The organism is Myxococcus llanfairpwllgwyngyllgogerychwyrndrobwllllantysiliogogogochensis (assembly GCF_006636215.1).
GTDB classification, from domain to species: Bacteria; Myxococcota; Myxococcia; order Myxococcales; family Myxococcaceae; genus Myxococcus; species Myxococcus llanfairpwllgwyngyllgogerychwyrndrobwllllantysiliogogogochensis.
The window spans coordinates 15,922-33,331 of the sequence record NZ_VIFM01000039.1; the positions used below are offsets into that span (position 1 = coordinate 15,922).

12 protein-coding genes are annotated in these 17,410 nt (G+C 69.3%); 5 read left to right on the plus strand and 7 right to left on the minus strand.

Annotated elements, in window-relative coordinates; translation table 11 throughout:
• Position 1: 1 nt before the first annotated feature.
• A complete protein-coding gene (locus tag FJV41_RS12560; RefSeq protein WP_141642695.1) occupies positions 2-619 on the plus strand; it encodes a hypothetical protein in 618 nt (205 codons plus the stop codon).
• Positions 620-673: 54 nt separating this feature from the next.
• A complete protein-coding gene (locus FJV41_RS12565; protein ID WP_141642696.1) occupies positions 674-1,096 on the plus strand; it encodes an HD domain-containing protein in 423 nt (140 codons plus the stop codon).
• A gap of 96 nt (positions 1,097-1,192) precedes the next feature.
• Here the strand turns inward: FJV41_RS12565 and acnA are convergent, their stop codons facing one another.
• From acnA to FJV41_RS12590, 5 genes are all read right to left on the minus strand, one after another.
• A complete protein-coding gene (gene acnA / locus FJV41_RS12570) occupies positions 1,193-3,925 on the minus strand; it encodes an aconitate hydratase AcnA (protein ID WP_141642697.1) in 2,733 nt (910 codons plus the stop codon).
• 209 nt (positions 3,926-4,134) lie between these two features.
• The gene (locus tag FJV41_RS12575; protein WP_246137169.1) at positions 4,135-5,385 is read right to left on the minus strand and encodes a phospholipase D-like domain-containing protein; all 1,251 of its coding nucleotides are present in this window, start codon (positions 5,383-5,385) and stop codon (positions 4,135-4,137) included.
• A gap of 136 nt (positions 5,386-5,521) precedes the next feature.
• Positions 5,522-7,114, minus strand: a complete 1,593-nt coding sequence (locus FJV41_RS12580; protein ID WP_141642698.1) for an FHA domain-containing protein — start codon at positions 7,112-7,114, stop codon at positions 5,522-5,524.
• A 7-nt stretch (positions 7,115-7,121) separates the two neighbouring features.
• Positions 7,122-8,051, minus strand: a complete 930-nt coding sequence (locus FJV41_RS12585; RefSeq protein WP_141642699.1) for a WYL domain-containing transcriptional regulator — start codon at positions 8,049-8,051, stop codon at positions 7,122-7,124.
• On the minus strand, positions 8,048-9,076 hold the full coding sequence (locus tag FJV41_RS12590) for a helix-turn-helix transcriptional regulator (RefSeq protein ID WP_141642700.1): 1,029 nt from the start codon (positions 9,074-9,076) through the stop codon (positions 8,048-8,050). The genes FJV41_RS12585 and FJV41_RS12590 overlap by 4 nt, the downstream gene beginning before the upstream one ends.
• Before the next feature lie 247 nt (positions 9,077-9,323).
• Between FJV41_RS12590 and FJV41_RS12595 the strand changes: the two genes are divergently transcribed.
• Entirely contained in the window at positions 9,324-9,788 is a 465-nt protein-coding gene (locus FJV41_RS12595; protein WP_141642701.1) for a hypothetical protein, read from the plus strand.
• Between the two features lie 22 nt (positions 9,789-9,810).
• On the opposite strand, the gene proB is transcribed toward FJV41_RS12595, so the two are convergent.
• Complete coding sequence (proB, locus tag FJV41_RS12600) at positions 9,811-10,938, minus strand: glutamate 5-kinase (protein WP_371746183.1); 1,128 nt, start codon at positions 10,936-10,938, stop codon at positions 9,811-9,813.
• Between the two features lie 164 nt (positions 10,939-11,102).
• Between proB and hflX the strand changes: the two genes are divergently transcribed.
• Both hflX and FJV41_RS12610 read left to right on the plus strand, forming a co-directional pair.
• Positions 11,103-12,755: a GTPase HflX gene (gene hflX / locus FJV41_RS12605; protein ID WP_141642703.1), complete on the plus strand. Its 1,653-nt coding sequence runs from the start codon at positions 11,103-11,105 to the stop codon at positions 12,753-12,755.
• Positions 12,756-12,807: 52 nt separating this feature from the next.
• Entirely contained in the window at positions 12,808-13,251 is a 444-nt protein-coding gene (locus tag FJV41_RS12610; RefSeq protein WP_246137170.1) for a hypothetical protein, read from the plus strand.
• A gap of 75 nt (positions 13,252-13,326) precedes the next feature.
• Here the strand turns inward: FJV41_RS12610 and FJV41_RS12615 are convergent, their stop codons facing one another.
• On the minus strand, positions 13,327-17,340 hold the full coding sequence (locus FJV41_RS12615) for a non-ribosomal peptide synthetase (RefSeq protein WP_181790589.1): 4,014 nt from the start codon (positions 17,338-17,340) through the stop codon (positions 13,327-13,329).
• Positions 17,341-17,410: the final 70 nt, after the last annotated feature.

A 17,410-nucleotide genomic window follows, 5' to 3' on the forward strand; every position in this document is an offset into this window, starting at 1 on the left:
CATGAGCCCCAAGTCGCGCAAGCCCTTCCACCGCGCCGCTCGCGGCGCCACGTTGATTGTCGTGGTCATGCTCGTCACCGTGCTGCTGGGCCTGGTCGCCAGCCTCATGGTGTACGCGGGCGGTGAGCGCGTGCGCGCCGTCGCCAGCAGTCGCACCGGGCAGCGGCAGAGCTGCGCGGAGAGCGGGCTCCAGCTCGCGCGCAGCTACTACGGGCGCAACTACTCGAGCTGGAACACCTATCTCGCCGCGCCGACCATCCACGACCCGGTGCGCTCCACGTTCAACCCGACGCCCGCGGACCCGTTCTCCACCGCGCTGCGCACCGCGAACCGCGCCCTCTTCGCCGACGTGGACGGTGACGGCGAGGACGACGTGTACCTCTACATCCGCGACAACGAGGACGAGTTCGACCCCGTCGCCCCCAACTGGCGGCGCGACAATGACCAGGTGGTCGTCGTTGGCGCGGTGTGCATCTCCAAGACGCTGCGCCCCCGCCGCAGCGACGGGACGCAGAGCCCCACCACCCTCGCGCTCGAGGGACTGCTCAGCTACAACGGCGGAGGCGGCGCCAACACGTCCCAGGGCACCACGGGAACGGGCTCCGGCAACCACAACTGACGCGGCCCTGACTTCCGCCGACCTCGACGCCGCGCCTCACGAAGGACACCTGGAATGCCCACCCTCGAAGACGCGATTGCCCTCGCCGTGGAGGCGCACCGCGGCCAGCGGGACAAGGCGGGCCAGCCCTACATCCTGCACCCGCTGCGGCTGATGATGCGGCTGGAGACGGAGGAGGAGCGCACCGTCGCCATCCTTCACGATGTGGTGGAGGACACGCCCTGGACGCTGGAGCGGCTGCGGGAGCAGGGCTATCCGGAGCAAGTGCTGCGCGCGCTGGAGGGACTCACGCGGCGGGAGCACGAGACGTACGAGGCCTTCATCGAGCGCCTGCGTCCGGACGCGCTGGCGCGGCGGGTGAAGCTCGCGGACCTGGAAGACAACATGGACGTGCGCCGGCTCACCGCGGTGACGGCCAGGGACACGGAGCGGCTGGCCCGCTACCGCGCCGCCTGGGCCCGGCTCAAGGAGCTCTGAGACACGACGGCCCGGAGCGCCACATGGGCACTCCGGGCCGCTGTGCGAGCCCCGCACCCGCCGAGGAAAGCGGGTGCCGGTCTCTGTCTTCCGGGACTACGCCTTCGCCAGCTGGCGAAGCACGTACTGGAGGATGCCGCCGTGCCGGTAGTAGTCGAGCTCGTTCGGCGTGTCGATGCGGCACACCGCGGTGAACTCCTTGGTGCCGCCCTCACCCGTGGCCTTCACGGTGAGCTTCTTCTGCGGCGCCAAATCCTGCGCGATGCCCGTGATTTCGAACGTCTCGTGGCCGGTGAGGCCGAGCGACTGCGCGTCCTGGCCCGCCTCGAACTGCAGGGGCAGCACGCCCATGCCCACGAGGTTGGAGCGGTGGATGCGCTCGAAGCTCTTGGCGATGACGGCCTTCACGCCCAGAAGCTGCGTGCCCTTGGCCGCCCAGTCACGGCTGGAGCCCGTGCCGTACTCGGCGCCGGCCAGCACCACCAGCGCGGTGTTGTCCGCCTGGTACTTCATGGAGGCGTCGTAGATGCTCATCCGCTCACGGGTGGGGATGTGCACGGTGACGCCACCCTCCACGCCGGGCACGAGCAGGTTCTTCAGGCGGATGTTGGCGAAGGTGCCGCGCACCATCACCTCGTGGTTGCCGCGACGCGCGCCGTAGGAGTTGAAGTCCTTGGGCTCCACGCCCTCCGCCATCAGGTACTTGGCGGCCGGGCTCGTCTTGGCGATGTTGCCGGCGGGCGAGATGTGGTCCGTCGTGACGGAGTCACCCAGGAGCGCCAGCACGCGCGCGCCCTTGATGTCCTGCGTGGCCTTGGGCTCCTTCGGGAGGTTCTCGAAGAAGGGCGGCTTGCGCACGTAGGTGGACTTGATGTCCCACTGGAACGTGGAGCCCTTGCCCACGGGCAGCTGCTGCCAGAGCGCGTCGCCGTCCATGGCGTTGGCGTACTGGCTGCGGAACTGCTCGGGCTTCACCGACGCGCGGATGACCGTCTTGATTTCCTCGTTGGTGGGCCAGATGTCCTTGAGGAACACGGGGCGGCCATTGGGGTCCAGGCCCAGCGGCTCCTTGTCCATGTCCAGCCCCACCTCGCCGGCGAGCGCGTAGGCCACCACCAGCGGAGGGCTGGCCAGGTAGTTCATGCGCACGTGCGGGTTGATGCGGCCCTCGAAGTTGCGGTTGCCGGAGAGCACCGCGGCGACGACGAGGTCTCCCTCGACGACGGCGTTGGCGACGGGCTCCGTCAGCGGACCGGAGTTGCCGATGCACGTGGTGCAGCCGTAGCCCACCACGTGGAAGCCGACGGCCTCCAGGTAGGGCAACAGGCCCGAGTCACGCAGGTACTCGGTGACGACGCGGCTGCCAGGCGCCAGGCTCGTCTTCACCCAGGGCTTGGGGTTGAGGCCCTTCTCCACGGCCTTCTTCGCGAGGAGGCCCGCGCCCACCAGCACCGCCGGGTTGGACGTGTTGGTGCAGGACGTAATCGACGCAATCACCACCGCGCCGTGGCCCAGCTGGTAGCTCTCCCGACCCTGCTTCACGGTGACGGTCTGCGCCAGCCGCTCCGGAGGGACCTGGGCCGCGGGGGCCTTGGCCTTGCCGCCACCCTCGTCGTCCTCGCCCTTGCTCTTGCCGGCCGCGAGCATCTCCACGAGCGACTTCTCGTAGCCGGACTTCATGTCCGTCAGCGGGACGCGGTCCTGCGGACGCTTGGGGCCCGCGAGGCTGGGCACCACCGTGGCCAGGTCCAGCTCCAGCGTGTCGGTGAAGAGCGGCTCCGGCGCGTCATCCTTGCGCCACAGGCCCTGCTCCTTGGCGTAGGACTCCGTGAGGGCGACGACGGCGTCGGGACGGCCGGTGAAGCGCAGGTAGTTGAGGCTCTCCTCGTCCACGGGGAAGAAGCCGATGGTCGCCCCGTACTCGGGCGCCATGTTCGCGATGGTGGCGCGGTCCGGGAGGGACAGGCCCTTGAGGCCGGTGCCGAAGAACTCCACGAACTTGCCGACCACGCCCTTCTTGCGAAGCATCTGCGTGACGGTGAGCACCAGGTCCGTCGCGGTGGCGCCCGCGGGCAGCGCGCCGGTGAGCTTGAAGCCCACCACCTGGGGGATGAGCATCGTAATCGGCTGGCCGAGCAGCGCGGCCTCCGCCTCGATGCCGCCCACGCCCCAGCCCACCACGCCCAGGCCGTTGATCATCGTCGTGTGGCTGTCGGTGCCCACCAACGTGTCCGGGTACACCGTGGTGCCCTGACGGAACGTCACCTGCGCCAGGAACTCCAGATTGACCTGATGGCAGATGCCGATGTCCGGCGGGACGACGCCAAAGCCCTTGAACGCGCTCTGTCCCCAGCGCAGGAAGGCGTAGCGCTCGCGGTTGCGCTCGAACTCCAGCTCCGCGTTCTCCTTGAAGGCCGCCGTCGTGGCGAAGGAGTCGATCTGCACCGAGTGGTCGATGACCAGGTCGGCGGGGTTGCGCGGATTGATTTTGGCGGGGTCGCCACCCATGGTGGCCAGGGCCTCGCGCATCGCCGCCATGTCCACCACGGCGGGCACGCCGGTGAAGTCCTGGAGGAGCACGCGCGCGGGGTGGAAGGAAATCTCCACGTCCGGGGTGGCCTTGGGGTCCCACGCCAGCATCTTCTCGACGTGCTCACGCTTGACGACGCGGCCATCCTCGTTGCGCAGCAGGTTCTCCAGCAGCACCTTCAACGAGAAGGGAAGGCGATCCACCGAGGGATGTGCCTTGGCCAGCTTGCTCAGGCTGAAGTAGTCATAGGTGGCCGAGCCCACCTGGAGCTTGGACTTCGTGCCGAAACTGTCGGTCATGTGCGGTGCCCTTCCGTGCGCAGGATGTGGGGACTTCTAGGATCGCCTTTGACGCGTTGCAAAGGGTTCCTGCACGCGCATCCGGCGATGGACTGTTGACCCAGCAAGAGTCCAGCCCCGCTCATCGGAACCATGCGTCCCCCTGGGGAATGTCGTCTGAGACACCCTGTCCGTAACGGCGCGGCGGGCCGGGGACAAGACCGCGTCCCTCAGAACACCTTGCGCAGGCTGTACAGGGCGCGCTCCAGCAGCTTGCGCCAGAGGGGCCGGCGGCGGAATTCCGCCAGCGTCACCTCGCGGCAATCACCGCAGTCCGCTCGGAAGGAGTCCTCCAGTTCCTGGCCCAGCTTGGGGTCGGCGAACACGGCGTTCACCTCGTGGTTGAAGGCCAGGCTCAGCCGCTCCAGGTTGAAGGAGCCGATGGTGCCCCAGGCCCCGTCCACCACGGCCGTCTTCGCGTGGAGCACGCCGCGCTGCCACTCGAAGATGCGCACCCCCGCCCCCAGGAGCTTCTCGTAGAAGGCCCGGGTGACGAACTCCAGCAGGGGGTGGTCGCTGCGGGCGTTGAGGAGCAGGCTCACCTCCACGCCCCGCCGGGCCGCGTCGCGCAGGGCGGCGACGAGCTTGCGGTCCGGCACGAAGTACGCCGCGGCGATGAGCACGCTGCGCCGGGAGCGCTGGATGGCGTGCAGATAGGCGCGGTGGATGCTCCGCCGGCTGGACAGCACCGCCAGTCCCGTGGCGCCTCGCGGGGACGCGGCCCGGCGTCGGCGCAGGCGGTGCTGCAGCCCGGACGCCCAGCGGTGGATGCGGTTCTGGAACATCATCCGCCAGGTGGCCAGGAAGCGCCGCTCCAGGGCGTGCACGGCGGGGCCTTCGATTCGCAGCACGTCGTCACGCCACCCGGCGCCCTCCCCTTCCGGGGCCCAGTGCGCGGAGATGTTCACCCCACCGGTGAAGGCAACCTCGCCGTCCACGACGAGGATTTTGCGGTGGTCCCGGCGCAGCAGGTGTCGCCAGCCGTGCGACAGGTTGAAGGGCTTGAAGGGGCGGATGTCCACGCCGCGCTGGCGCAACTCCTCGAAGTAGCCCTTCCGGCTCGTCCAGGAGCCCACCGCGTCGTAGAGCACCTTCACGTGCACGCCGCGCTCGGCGGCCTCCGCGAGCGCCGTGCCGAACAGCTCACCGACGGCATCGGTGATGAACATGTACGTCTCCAGGCGGATGTAGCGCCGGGCCCGCCGGATGGCCTCCAGCATCGCCGGATACGCCTCCACGCCGTCGCGCAGGAGCACGCACGCGTTGCCCCGAGTCACCGCGTGGCCGCGCGGCAGGTAGTAGCGCGCCAGGAGCAGGCCGGAGACACCGGGGCTCCAGACGGGCGCTCGCTCCGGCAGGGGGCTCTGGGCACAGCCGGGCTCGGGAAGCGCCTCTCCCGACACTCCCGTCCTCTCGCTCATCACCTCCAGGTCGCGCATGGTCCTCACGGTGAGGACGGCGCCACGGAGCGGCAACCCGAAGGGCCGCCTGAACGGCCCTCCAGGGTGATGCACCGTCCGGTGCGGGACGGTGCAAGCTCGCGAAAGCTGGGGGCGGCTACAGCCCGTACTCTCCGCGCTTGTTCTCGGCGCGGGTGGCACACGGCTGGTCAAACTCCGGGAAGTACTGCTTCACGTGGTCCAGGGTGGCGGAAGCGGCCTTGTAGTTGCCCTGGTTGTAGTAGCCCTCCACCTCCAGCAGCAGCTTGGCGCACGTCCTGTCCAGCTCCTGCTGCGCCACCTTCATGCGCTCCTGGGCCTCGTAGTAGAGGTCCGGCTTGGGCTCCGGGTGGGCCTCCAGCATCAGCCACGCCTCGCGGAAGGACTTCCACGCCTCGTAGCGGTTGCGGGCGCCAATGTCCGGCGTGTCGTTGTTCTTCCGGCCGCGCTTGTAGGACTCGGTGGCCTGACGCAGCAGCTCCTCGGGCAGCAGGTCCGGCAACAGCGCGCGCTCGACCCACACGTTCCAGATGCGCCAGGGGTCCTCGCCCGGCGGATTCTTGGTGTTGTCGAAGACGATGCGGTTGGGCTCGCCCTTCTTCAGGTGCTGGGACGGAATCATCAGCTCCAGCGAGCGGTCCTGGCTGGCCAGCGTGTCCGGGGGCACCTTGCCCACGTCCACGCCGTTGACGCTGACCATCACCTCGTCCTTGGAGATGCCCTGCGACTGGTAGTGGAGGATGACCACGGCCTTGGTGGCGGCGGTGTACTCCCACTCGAAAATCTTCATGTCCGCCCGGGCCCACGTCACGTCGGGCCCCAGGCCGAACGAGTCGCGGATGGGCTGCTGGGTGAGCACCGAGGGCTCTTCGCCCACCGGTCCCGTGTCCGCGCCGCTGAGCACCAGCCAGTACAACAGGCCGAAGAGTCCCAGCACCACGGTGACAGCGCCGCCCACCAGGCCGCCGCGCACCATGTTGCTCGCGTCCGCCCAGAACAGCTTCGCGCTCGCCACCAGGCCCGGAGACTCGCGGCGGATGCGGGCGCGCTCGGCGGCGGACAGGCCGCTGCCCGCACCGGCATTGGAGGACGGCCGCGCGCGCACCGGCGCGGAGGAAGTCGCCGGCGGACGGCGAGGCACGGGGGCCGACGAGGGTGCCTTCTCGATGGCCGCGGGCTCCGACGACGCGGCCAGCGCCGCGCGTGCGCCACTCTGCCCCGCGGGCCGCAGCGCTCTCAGGTTGTTGCGCGTGGCGCCCTGGCGCATCTCCTCCAGGGCCTCCTCGTCAGCGCCCTCGGGAGCCAGGGCCACGCCCTTGTTGCGCTGACGCTTCAGCGCGTCCACGGAGACGATGCGGGTGCTGTTCGCGCCGTCCTCCGCCCCCGCGGGCACTTCCTCCTCGCCGGTGGAGGGCTCATCCGTCATCAGGGCGAAGACGAACGTCACCGGCCCCAGGGTCAGCTTGTCGCCGTCCTCCAGGGCCTGCGTCTGCACCGCGGTGCCGTTGAGCAAGGTGCCGTTGGCGCTGCCCTGGTCCTCGACGCTGTAGGCGTCGCCATCGAGGAACAGGCGGCAATGTTTGCGGGACACGCCCGGGTCGTACAGCACGACGTCACATTCGGACGTACGACCGATGAGCACGGAGTCCTGGTCGAAGACGAACTCCTTGCCGGCGTCTTTTCCCTCGGAGATCGTCAGCTGGAAAGGCATGGGGGCCCTACAATCCTATCGAGGCACGCGCCGCTCGGGCAACGGCCGCTCGCGCGGAGACCGGTTCCATCACCTCCGCCTCGCCGCCAAACGACAGCACCCACTGCGTGAGCCAGCGCTCGCTATCACCGGCCACGAGGACTTCCACGCCCCCATCGGCCAGCGGGCGAGCGTCCTGGCCGAAGCGCTCCTTCACATAGGGCGCCGCCACGGGCGAGAACCGCACGCGCACGGACGCCTCGGAGCTGCTCCGGGCCGGGTTGGGAACGTCCGCCCGGGCGTCGGGCGGGGGGAGAAATGGCGTTTCAGTAACGGTGAGGTCTTCCATCCGGTCCAGCCGGAACAGGCGAGCGTCCTGCCGGGTGTGGCAGAAGCCCTGGAGATACCACTGTCCCCGGTGGCTGAGCAGCTCATACGGACGCACCCGGCGCGGCTCGGCGGCCCGGCCCGGGCTGGCATAGCCGAACGTGACTTCTCGTCTTTCGAGAATGGCGCGGGTGAGCGGCCCCAGCGCTTCGGGCGCCTCCGTGGAGGCGTCAATCTTCCGGTACATCTCCCGGTAGCGCTCACGCACCTGGGGTGGGAGCACATGCTCCAGCTTCTGGAGGGCGCTCTGGAGCGCGTCTCCGGAGGCCGGGCGCAACAGCTCCGCCGAGGCGGCCAGCGCGGCGGCCTCTCCCGCGGTCAGCCGGGGCGGCGCGAACAGGCGCTGGTCCAGGTCCACGTAGACGCGGTCATTGTCCACGTAGATGTCGATGTAGTCGTCCGGGTTGAAGGGAGGCCGGCCCACGCACGTGAGCAGGTCCAGCTCCTCCAGCAGGTCCTCGCGGCTGATGTTGAGGGCTCGCGCGAGCGCCTCCACCGTGACGCCGGGGTGCTTGGACACATACGGGACGAGGAACAGCAGGCGGCGGAGCCGCTCGTGGACGTTGCTCATGCGCTCACCTTGTCTTCCAGCGCGTCCGCGTGACGGTTGGCGACGCGCGCGGCCATCTCCCGCAGCCGCGACCGGGCACTCTCCGGCCCCTCCACGACACAGTCCGCCCCCAGCGAGAGGCAGAAGCGCGTGAGCCCATCCAGGAAGCTCACCTTCAGCCGCGCGAGCGTGACACCGCCCTCCGCCACCGGCTCCAGCACCGCGCCCGGGAACAGGCCCGAGGCGCGCGACGCCAGCGCACCCGACAGCCGCAGCACGACCTCCAGCGGCTCGTGGAAGCGGTGCTGCCACGGGAAGTACGCCACGTGGTTGTCGAGCGAGAAGTCCTCCGGCACCTGAAAGTCCGGCGTGCGAGGACGCGCGGTGTTCGCCTTCAGCTCGCGCACGCGGTGGACATGGAACGTGCGCAGGCCGCCGCGCAGGTGGCAGTAGCCCACGAGCGTCCAGACGCCCCGCCGCAACGCGAGCCCGTAGGGGTCCACCTTGCGCTGCGTGGTGCCCGGGTGCTTGGGGCTGGCGTAGGACATCTCCACCCACTTGCGCGAGGCGCAGGCGTCCCAGAGCTGCTCGAGGCGGGCGGAGACCTCCTTCTCCTGTCCCGCCTGGGTGGCGCCCAGCTCCATGCGGACCCTGGGCGTGGGCAGCGACTCGCCCGCGAAGAAGCCAATCTTGCGCAGCGCGTGCGCCAGGTCATCCCTGCCGGGGAAGACGCCGGACGCGAGCGCCGCGGAGCCGGCGGCGTAGAGCACGGCCAGCTCCTCCTTCGACAGGTCCGCCTCCGGCAGGTAGTAGGCGTCACGGTCCACGATGTAGCCATCGCGGCGCTCGTCATCGCCCTGGACGTAGGTGAGCGGAAAGCCCAGTTCCACCAGCTCCGCTTTGTCGCGCTCGAACTTGCGCTCGGCGGCGTCGTCCGAACCTCCGTAGTCTGCGGGGAAGTGCTCGCGCAGCTCCGCCCATGAGATGGGCTCGCGGGCGTCGAGCAAGAGGGCTACGAGGTCGAGGATGCGTTCGGTGCGGTCCATTCGGGAAGATCGGCGACGATGCCGGGCGGACCCCGGGGGGTCAAGGAAGGGGTACGTGACAGTGGGAAACAGCGGCCCGGTCGGCGAGGGGGGCAGGCAGTTAGCTGGCCTTGACTGAACAGGCAAGCAGGTATTCATCTGTGTGGTATTTGTCATTCGGGTAGGAACCCGAAGACCTCCCAAGGAGGGCTCGCACTACGGGCGCGACTTGGGATATTCCTGCGCCAGCTTCAGAAGGGACCTCACCATGTACCGCACCTTCCGTAACGTGGTTGCCGGGCTGGCACTGCTGTTGGGGCTGGCCTGTGGGGTGATGCCTTCGTCCGCTGGAGCCGAGCCTCTCTACTTCGCCGTGGAAGTCTGGCGCGAAGGCCGACTGGTGGCCCAGCCCAAGCTCCTGGGAGAGACGGGTCGCACGCTGCGCGCCGAGCGCCGCCGTCCCGGAGCCCCGCTCGCCGACTACCGGCTGGTGCTGATGCCCCGCGCGGACGGCGAATCGTTCCTCCTCCAGTTGGACCTGCTCCTGCCGGAAGCCAAGGGCCACTCCGAGCTCGCGCTCCTCCACGGGCAGCAGCGCAAGCTGCAGCTCGGCCGCGTGCCCGGGGAGCTGGAAGTGTCCCTGCTCCTGATGAAGGTGGACTCTCCGGAGTTCCGCGCGCTGATGCAGCTGGGCACGGATGGCGGCAACGGCTCCTCCGCCTGCTCCATCTGACCCGCGTCCCTCCCGTCCAGCGCTAGAGCACCGCGAGGTCGTCGCGGTGCACGGCTTCGTCCAGGTAGCGGTAGCCCAGCACCGACTCGATGTCGGACGTCCGCCGTCCGGCGATGCGCCTCAGCTCCTGGGCGTCGTACGAGGCGAGGCCCCGCGCGAACACCGCTCCCGACTCGTCCGCCAGATCCACCGGGTCGCCCCGGTCGAAGTCCCCCTCCACGCCGCGCACCCCGCTGGGCAGCAGGCTGCGCTTGCCCTGGACGATGGCCTCGCGTGCCCCTGCATCCACGGTGAGTGTGCCCAGCGGGCGCAGCGCATGGGCAATCCACGCGGCACGCGAACCCCGGCGCGCTCCCGTGGGTTCGAAGAGGGTGCCCACGGGCTCGCCCTCCAGCACGGCGCGCAGGCGGCCGGGCACGGAGCCGGAGGTGATGACGCCCCGGATGCCCTGCTCCGCGGCGCTCGCGACGGCGCGGACCTTGGTCGCCATGCCGCCCGTGCCCACGCCGCTGGAGGTGCCTCCGGCGAGTGCCAGGACCTCGGGAGTCACCGCCTCCACCGTCTCCAGCAGGCGGGCCCCCGCGTCCCGTCGCGGGTCGGCGGTGTGCAGGCCATCCACGTCGGAGAGGAGGACGAGGGCATCTGCCTCCACCACGCCCGCGACCAACCCCGCGAGCGTGTCGTTGTCGCCGAACTTCAGCTCATCCACGGAGACGGTGTCGTTCTCGTTGATGACGGGCACCACACTGGCGGACAGCAGGCGCTCCAGCGTGTGCTTCACGTTGAGGTAGCGCCGCCTGTCGCGCATGTCCTCGTGGGTGAGGAGCACCTGCGCCACCACCTGCCCCTGCCCCCCGAAGACGTCCTCGTAGGCCTGCATGAGCCGGCTCTGTCCCACCGCGGCGCACGCCTGCTTGCCTGGGATGTCCCTTGGCCGAGCGGACAGGCCCAGTCGCTCCACGCCCAGGGCGATGGCGCCGCTGGACACCACCACCAGCTCGCGGCCCTGGGCCGCCCACAGCAAGTCCCTGCCCAGCGCCACGAAGTGCTCGCGGTTGAAGCGGCCGGTGGCATGGGTGAGGGCGTTGGTGCCGATCTTCACGACCACGCGCTTCGCGGCGCGCAGGGCGTTACGTCCCGAGTGACTCACGCGCGGCAGCCTAGGACGGAAATGGAAACAGCGCGCAAGCGCCGTGTGTTCACTACGGTTCCGGCAATCCGGCCGGCAACGGCGGTGTCAGCCACCCGGACGCGGCGCCGTATACAGTGCCGGGAAGGACGAGGACGGCCGGTCCTCGTCAGAGGAGCAAGCGTTTGAAGGAAATCTTCGGCAACACCCTGGGCCTCAAGGCGAACGAGCAACACCGGCTGCGCAACACCTTCCGCCGGCGCGTGTCTCCACACGAAATCGTGTCGCCCGAGCTCGCCCGCCACCTCACCGAGCTGTCCCACGAGACGAACCGCCAGGTGGGCGTGCTCATCAACCGCAAGGGTGAAATCGAGCACGTGGTGGTGGGCAACGCCCACAAGCTCGAGTTGCCCGACATTGGCCGTGCCCGCGCGGGCCAGGTGCGTCTGCGTGGCCTGCGGCTGGTGCACACGCACCTCAAGAGCGAGCCGCTCACCAAGGACGACCTGACGGACCTCGCGCTCCTGCGCCTGGACTGCGTGGCCGCCGTGGGCGTGGGCCAGGAGGGCCTGCCGGGCGTGCTGCACTACGCCTATCTGGTGCCGGAGAACGGCACCGGCGAGTTCTGGCACGTCTCCACCCTGCCCTCCGTACACGGCGAGCAGCCGGACCTGACGGACACGCTGGGCGCGCTGGAGGAGGAGTTCAGCCGCAAGGCGGCGGCGCGCGCGGTGGGAGGTCGGGAGAAGGCCATCCTCGTCGCGGTGTGCCTGGACGGGAACCGGGTGCGGGCGGAAGCGAGCCTCGCGGAGCTGCGGGAGTTGGCCCGCACCGCGGGGGTGGAGGTCGTCGACAGCGTGCTCCAGGTGAAGCGCGAGGCGGACCCTCGCTACCTCATCGGCCGGGGCAAGTTGGAGGACCTGAACCTGCGCTCCATGCAGTCCATGGTGGACCTGCTCATCTTCGACAAGGACCTCACCCCCTCGCAGGGGCGCCACATCGGCGAGGCCACCAGCCTCAAGATTCTGGACCGCACGCAGCTCATCCTCGACATCTTCGCGCAGCGGGCACAGAGCGCGGAGGGCAAGCTCCAGGTGGAGCTGGCGCAGCTGAAGTACCGGCTGCCCCGGCTGGTGCAGAGCGACGATTCGCTCAGCCGGCTCGCGGGTGGAATCGGCGGACGAGGCCCTGGCGAGACGAAGCTCGAAATCGACCGACGCCGGGTGCGCGAGCGCATCACCCATCTGGAGAAGCGCATCGACGCGATTGGCAAGGAGCGCAGCGTGCGGCGTGCACAGCGCAACCGGCGCGAGCTGCCCGTCATCTCCATCGTCGGCTACACCAACGCGGGCAAGTCCACGCTGCTCAACGCGATTACCAACGCGCAGGTGCTGGCGGAGAACAAGCTGTTCGCCACGTTGGACCCGACGAGCCGCCGGCTGCGCTTCCCTCAGGAGCGCGAGGTCATCATCACCGACACGGTGGGCTTCATCAGGGACCTGCCCAAGGACCTGGTGGCGGCCTTCCGCGCCACGCTGGAAGAGCTGTACGACGCGACGCTGCTGCTGCACGTGGTGGACGCGGCGGACCCGGCGCGGGACGAACAGGTGGAGGCGGTGGAGAAGATCCTCTCGTCGCTGGATTTGATGGAGAAGCCCCGGTTGATGGTCTGGAACAAGGCGGACCTGATGCCGGCGGAGGAAGTGGAGGCGCTGCTGCGCTCGCGGGGCGGGGTGGCCATCAGCGCCCAGTCGCGAGAGGGGCTCGCCACGTTGTTGGCCAAGGCGGACACGACGCTGTTCGCCGAGGGCGCCTCCGAGGCCATGGGAGTCATCTGACGCGGCGTGCGAGTTGCGGGGCAGGCGCGGCTCCCCCTAGAGTTGGGGAGCCGTGGCGACCTTTCCCGCATTGTCCTTGCAGCACTCCGGCCTGCTCGCGCAGATAGTTCCGGACTACACCCGTCCTGTCTCCTCCATGTCTCCGAAGTACTTCGAGATTCTGGAGCAGAACAGTCACATCATCTACCCGCTGGTGGCGGTGCTGACGCTGGTGCTCATCACCGCGGGCGTCCTCCAGGCGTGGAAGACGCAGGACCTGGACGGCCTGCAGAAGAACGAGTTCAAGAAGGCCATCGTCAACGAGCTGCGCCGCAACATCACCGGCCTGCCCGGTGACGTGCTGGCGAAGGCCGTGGGCCTGGACCGACTGAAGACGAACCGTCTGCTGGAGCAGATGCAGCAGGACGGCATGGTGGTGAGCCACACCAACTCGCAGCGCCTCACCGTCTGGCGCATCCGAGGCTCCGGCCCGGAGCCGAGCGTCCGTCGGTACTGAGCAGTCCGGAGTTGCTTCGAGCATCCGGCGGCGTGCCATTCGAGCCTGGGATGCGATTCCGGGATGCCGCCATCCTCACCGCGTCGTGAGGTCCCGAGCCCGCCCGAGGTGCTCACGCAGCAGTGACGCCAGCCGTGTCACGTCGGGGCCACGCAAGATGGAGTAGTGGTCACCCGGAATCGCGTGGACGGTGAGTTCGCCCGTCGCCACCTGCTCCCAGCCGTGCACACGTGTGGTGCCCGTGGCCTCGATGGAGAGGACAGGCCCCGAGTAGGGAGCCGGCACGTAGCTCCACGCCGCCAGGAGGTTCACCTCGAAGACCCGGCGCAGGGCTTCGAGTGACTGGACTCCGCTCGGGTTCGCCGCCGCCAGGGTGCGCATCAGCGTCTCGGGGTCCTCTCGGACGAGTTCCTCGTCGGTCATCGCGACAGCGTTCCCCGCCGCGCGCATCAGGTCCGTGTAGAACATCGCGCCGAAACGCCGGGCCTCATCGCGCCCAGGCGCCGCGCCCTCTCCATCGAACGGACGCACGAAGCCGTCGATGAGCGCGAGCACCTCTATCCGCTCGCCTTGCTGTTGGAGCTGGTGCGCCATCTCCCACGCGATGCTGGCCCCCATCGACCAACCTCCGAGCCGATACGGCCCGCGTGGCTGCACCGTCCTCATCGCTGAGAGATAGAGGCTCGCCATCTCCGGGATGAGCTCGCACGGAGGCACATCTCCCTCCAGCCCCCGCGACTGGAGCCCGAAGAACGGCTGCTCGGGCCCCAACGACTTCGCCAGCTCCGCGTAACTCAGGACCGTTCCGCCCACCGCGTGCACACAGAAGAAGGGGCGCTGTCCCTGCCCTTCCTGGAGTCGCACCAGCGGACTCCAAGCGGACATCGCGGACTCCCGACGCAACACGGACGCGACATGTTCCACGGTCGCGCGATGGAAGAGCGTTGCCACCGGCAGAATCCTGCCCACCGCGCCCCGGATGCGTGCGAGCAATCGAATGGCCATCAGCGAGTGGCCGCCCAGCGCGAAGAAGTCCTCTGTCACCCCCACGGGGCTCACGCCCAGCACCTCTTCCCACACGCGCACCAGCATCCGCTCCAGCTCGTCGCGCGGACCTTCGTGCGCCCTGCGTGACGCGAGCTGATGGCGTCCCGGCGCGGGCAGCGCCTTGCGGTCCACCTTGCCCGTGGGAGCCAGCGGCAGGGCCTCCAGGCGCACCAGGACACTCGGCACCAGGTACTCCGGCAGCCGTTGCTCCAGTCGCGACCTCAACGCCTCCGCGTCCCACGGCTCCGCGTGCACCACGTAGCCCACCAGTCGCTTCTCCCCACCCTCCTCCTGCCGCACCACCACCACCGCGTCCTTCACACCCGGCAGCGCCTTCAGCGCCACCTCCACCTCGCCCAGCTCCACCCGGAAGCCGCGCACCTTCACCTGCCCGTCCACCCGCCCCAGGAACTCCAGATTCCCGTCCCCCAACCAGCGCGCCTTGTCCCCCGTGCGGTACAGCCTCGCGCCCGGCTCGTCACTCACCGCATCCGGAATGAACCGGTCCGCCGTCAGCTCCGCCCGCTCCCAGTACCCGTGCGCGAGACTCGCGCCCCCGACGTACACCTCTCCCACCACACCCACGGGACTCGGAGCCCCCCGCTCGTCGAGCACGTACACCTTCACGTTCGAGATGGGCACGCCTACCGGAGGCAGCGCGGGCCACGTCGCGGGCGGTCCATGAGCCCTCCAGGCCGTGACGACGTGGGCCTCCGAAGGGCCGTACTGATTCTCCAGCACGCACCCCGGCAGCCGCTCGAAGAAGGACACCAGCGCGGGAGTCACCTGCAGTTGCTCACCCGCCGTCACCACTTCGCGCAGCGGCGGCAGCACGGCTTCGTGTTGCGCCACCTCGCACAACGCCTGGAGCGCCACGAAGGGCAGGTACAACCGCCCCACTCCGTGAGTCACCATGCGTCGCAGCAAGGCCACCGGGTCCCTTCGCTCCTCCTCCCCCACGAGCAGCACGGTGCCTCCCAGGCACCACGTCCCGAACAACTCCTGGAACGACACATCGAAGTTCAGCGAGGCGAACTGGAGCGTCGTCGCGCCCGCGTCCACGGTGCGCGCGAGCAACCAGCGCAGCATGTTCCCCACCGCGCGATGGGACATGAGGATGCCCTTGGGCCGCCCCGTGCTCCCCGACGTGTAGACGAAGTAACAGGGAGTCTCCGGTGAGAGCGGAACGGCCGGAGCGTGCACAGGCCTCGCCTCGATCCGTCCCGCCTCCTCTTCCAACCGGACGCGCCGTGTCCCCGTGCGCTCGGGCAACGCGCGCTCCAGCGCACGGTGCACCAGCACCACGGGCGCACCCGTGTCCTCCAACATCTGCTCCAGGCGCTGTGACGGATAGCTCGGGTCCAACGGGAGGAAGGCCGCGCCGGCCTTCAGCGTCGCCAGCACCGCCACCGGCATCTCCAGGGAGGCCCGCTCCAGGCACAGGCCCACCGTGCCTCCGGGCCGTACGCCCAACGCCAGCAGGTGATGCGCGAGCTGATTCGCACGCCGCTCCAGGCTCGCGTACGTCAGCGACGACTGTCCGTCCGTCACGGCCACCGCGTCGGGCGAGCGCATCATCTGCGCCTCGACCCACGCGTGCATCAAGCCGGGCACGGCGCTCGAATCCGCGCGTCCACTCCACTCACGCAGCAACGCGCGCCGCTCCGCATCGTCCAGCAACGACACATCGCCGACGCGTCGCCCCGGGTCCGCGAGGAGTCCCTCCATCAACGTGACGTAGTGACCCGCCATCCGCCGCAGGGTCGCCTCGTCGAACAGCGCCTTGTTGTACTCCCAGATGCCGACCCAGCCCTCGGCCGACTCTCGCAGGAAGAACGTGAGGTCGAACTTCGCCATGCCGGAGTCGAAGACCACCTGGCTCGCCGTGAGCCCGGGCAGGGACGGCAGGGCGCGCGGTCCCTCGATGACGAACATCACCTGGAACAACGGTGAGCGACTCAAGTCCCGAACCGGCCGCATCGCCTCGACCACCGTCTCGAACGGGACGTCCTGATTCGCGTAGGCCCCCAGACACATCCGACGCACCCGTCCGAGCATCGCCCGGAAGGACTCCTCCCCATCCACGTCCAGCCTCGGCGCGAGCGTGTTGACGAAGAAGCCGATGAGGCTCTCCAGCTCGCGTCGGTTCCGCCCGGAGATGGGCATCCCCACCACCACGTCCCGTTGGCCGCTGTACCGGGACAACAACACCTGGAAGCCCGCCAGCAACAGCATGAACGGCGTCACACCCTCGGCGCGGCCTCGCGTCTTCACCGCTTGCGAGAGCGACGGCGAGAGGGGCATCACCACAGTGGCCCCCTGAAACGTCTGCACCGGCGGCCTCGGCCGGTCCACGGGCAGCTCCAGCGCGGGCGAGGCTCCTGACAGCAACGCCTTCCACCACGCGAGCTGCGACTCCAGTACTTCCCCCTTTAGCCACTCGCGCTGCCACAGCGCATAGTCCGCGTACTGCACCGCCAACACGGGCAACGTCGGCGCTCGGCCCTCGGTGAAGGCGCCATACAACTCTCGCAGCTCGCGCTCCATCACCCCCATGGACCAGCCGTCACACGAGACGTGATGGAGCATCAACATCAGCACGTGCTCGTCTTCGCTCACCCTCAACAACCGCGCGCGCAGCATCGGCCCGGCGCTCAGGTCGAACGGGCGACGCGCCTCTGCCTCGGCGTGGCGCAGGACCTCGTCCTCTCCTGCCACGGGCTCCACGAGCACCGTCACCGCGACCTCGGGCGCGATGCGCTGCACCGGCCGCCCCGCCTCTTCACCAAACGTGGTGCGCAGGACTTCATGCCGCATCACCAGCGCCGTCAGGGCGCGCTCGAGCGCCACCACATCGAGCCGTCCCTTCAGGCGCGCGAAGAAGGGCACGTTGTAGGAGTAGCCACCCGCGTCCACCTGCGCGAGGAACCACAGGCGCTGCTGGGCGAAGGACAACGGCGGAGGCGAGTCCCTCGGCACGGGCACCAACGGGGGCAGGCCACGCACCTTCGTTACCTCTCGCTTCACCTCGGGCGCACTCATGGCGGACCCTCCGCAGCGACTGTTATTCCAGCTTAAATCAGTTTTATCAGCGTACGAGGCCATCCACGTT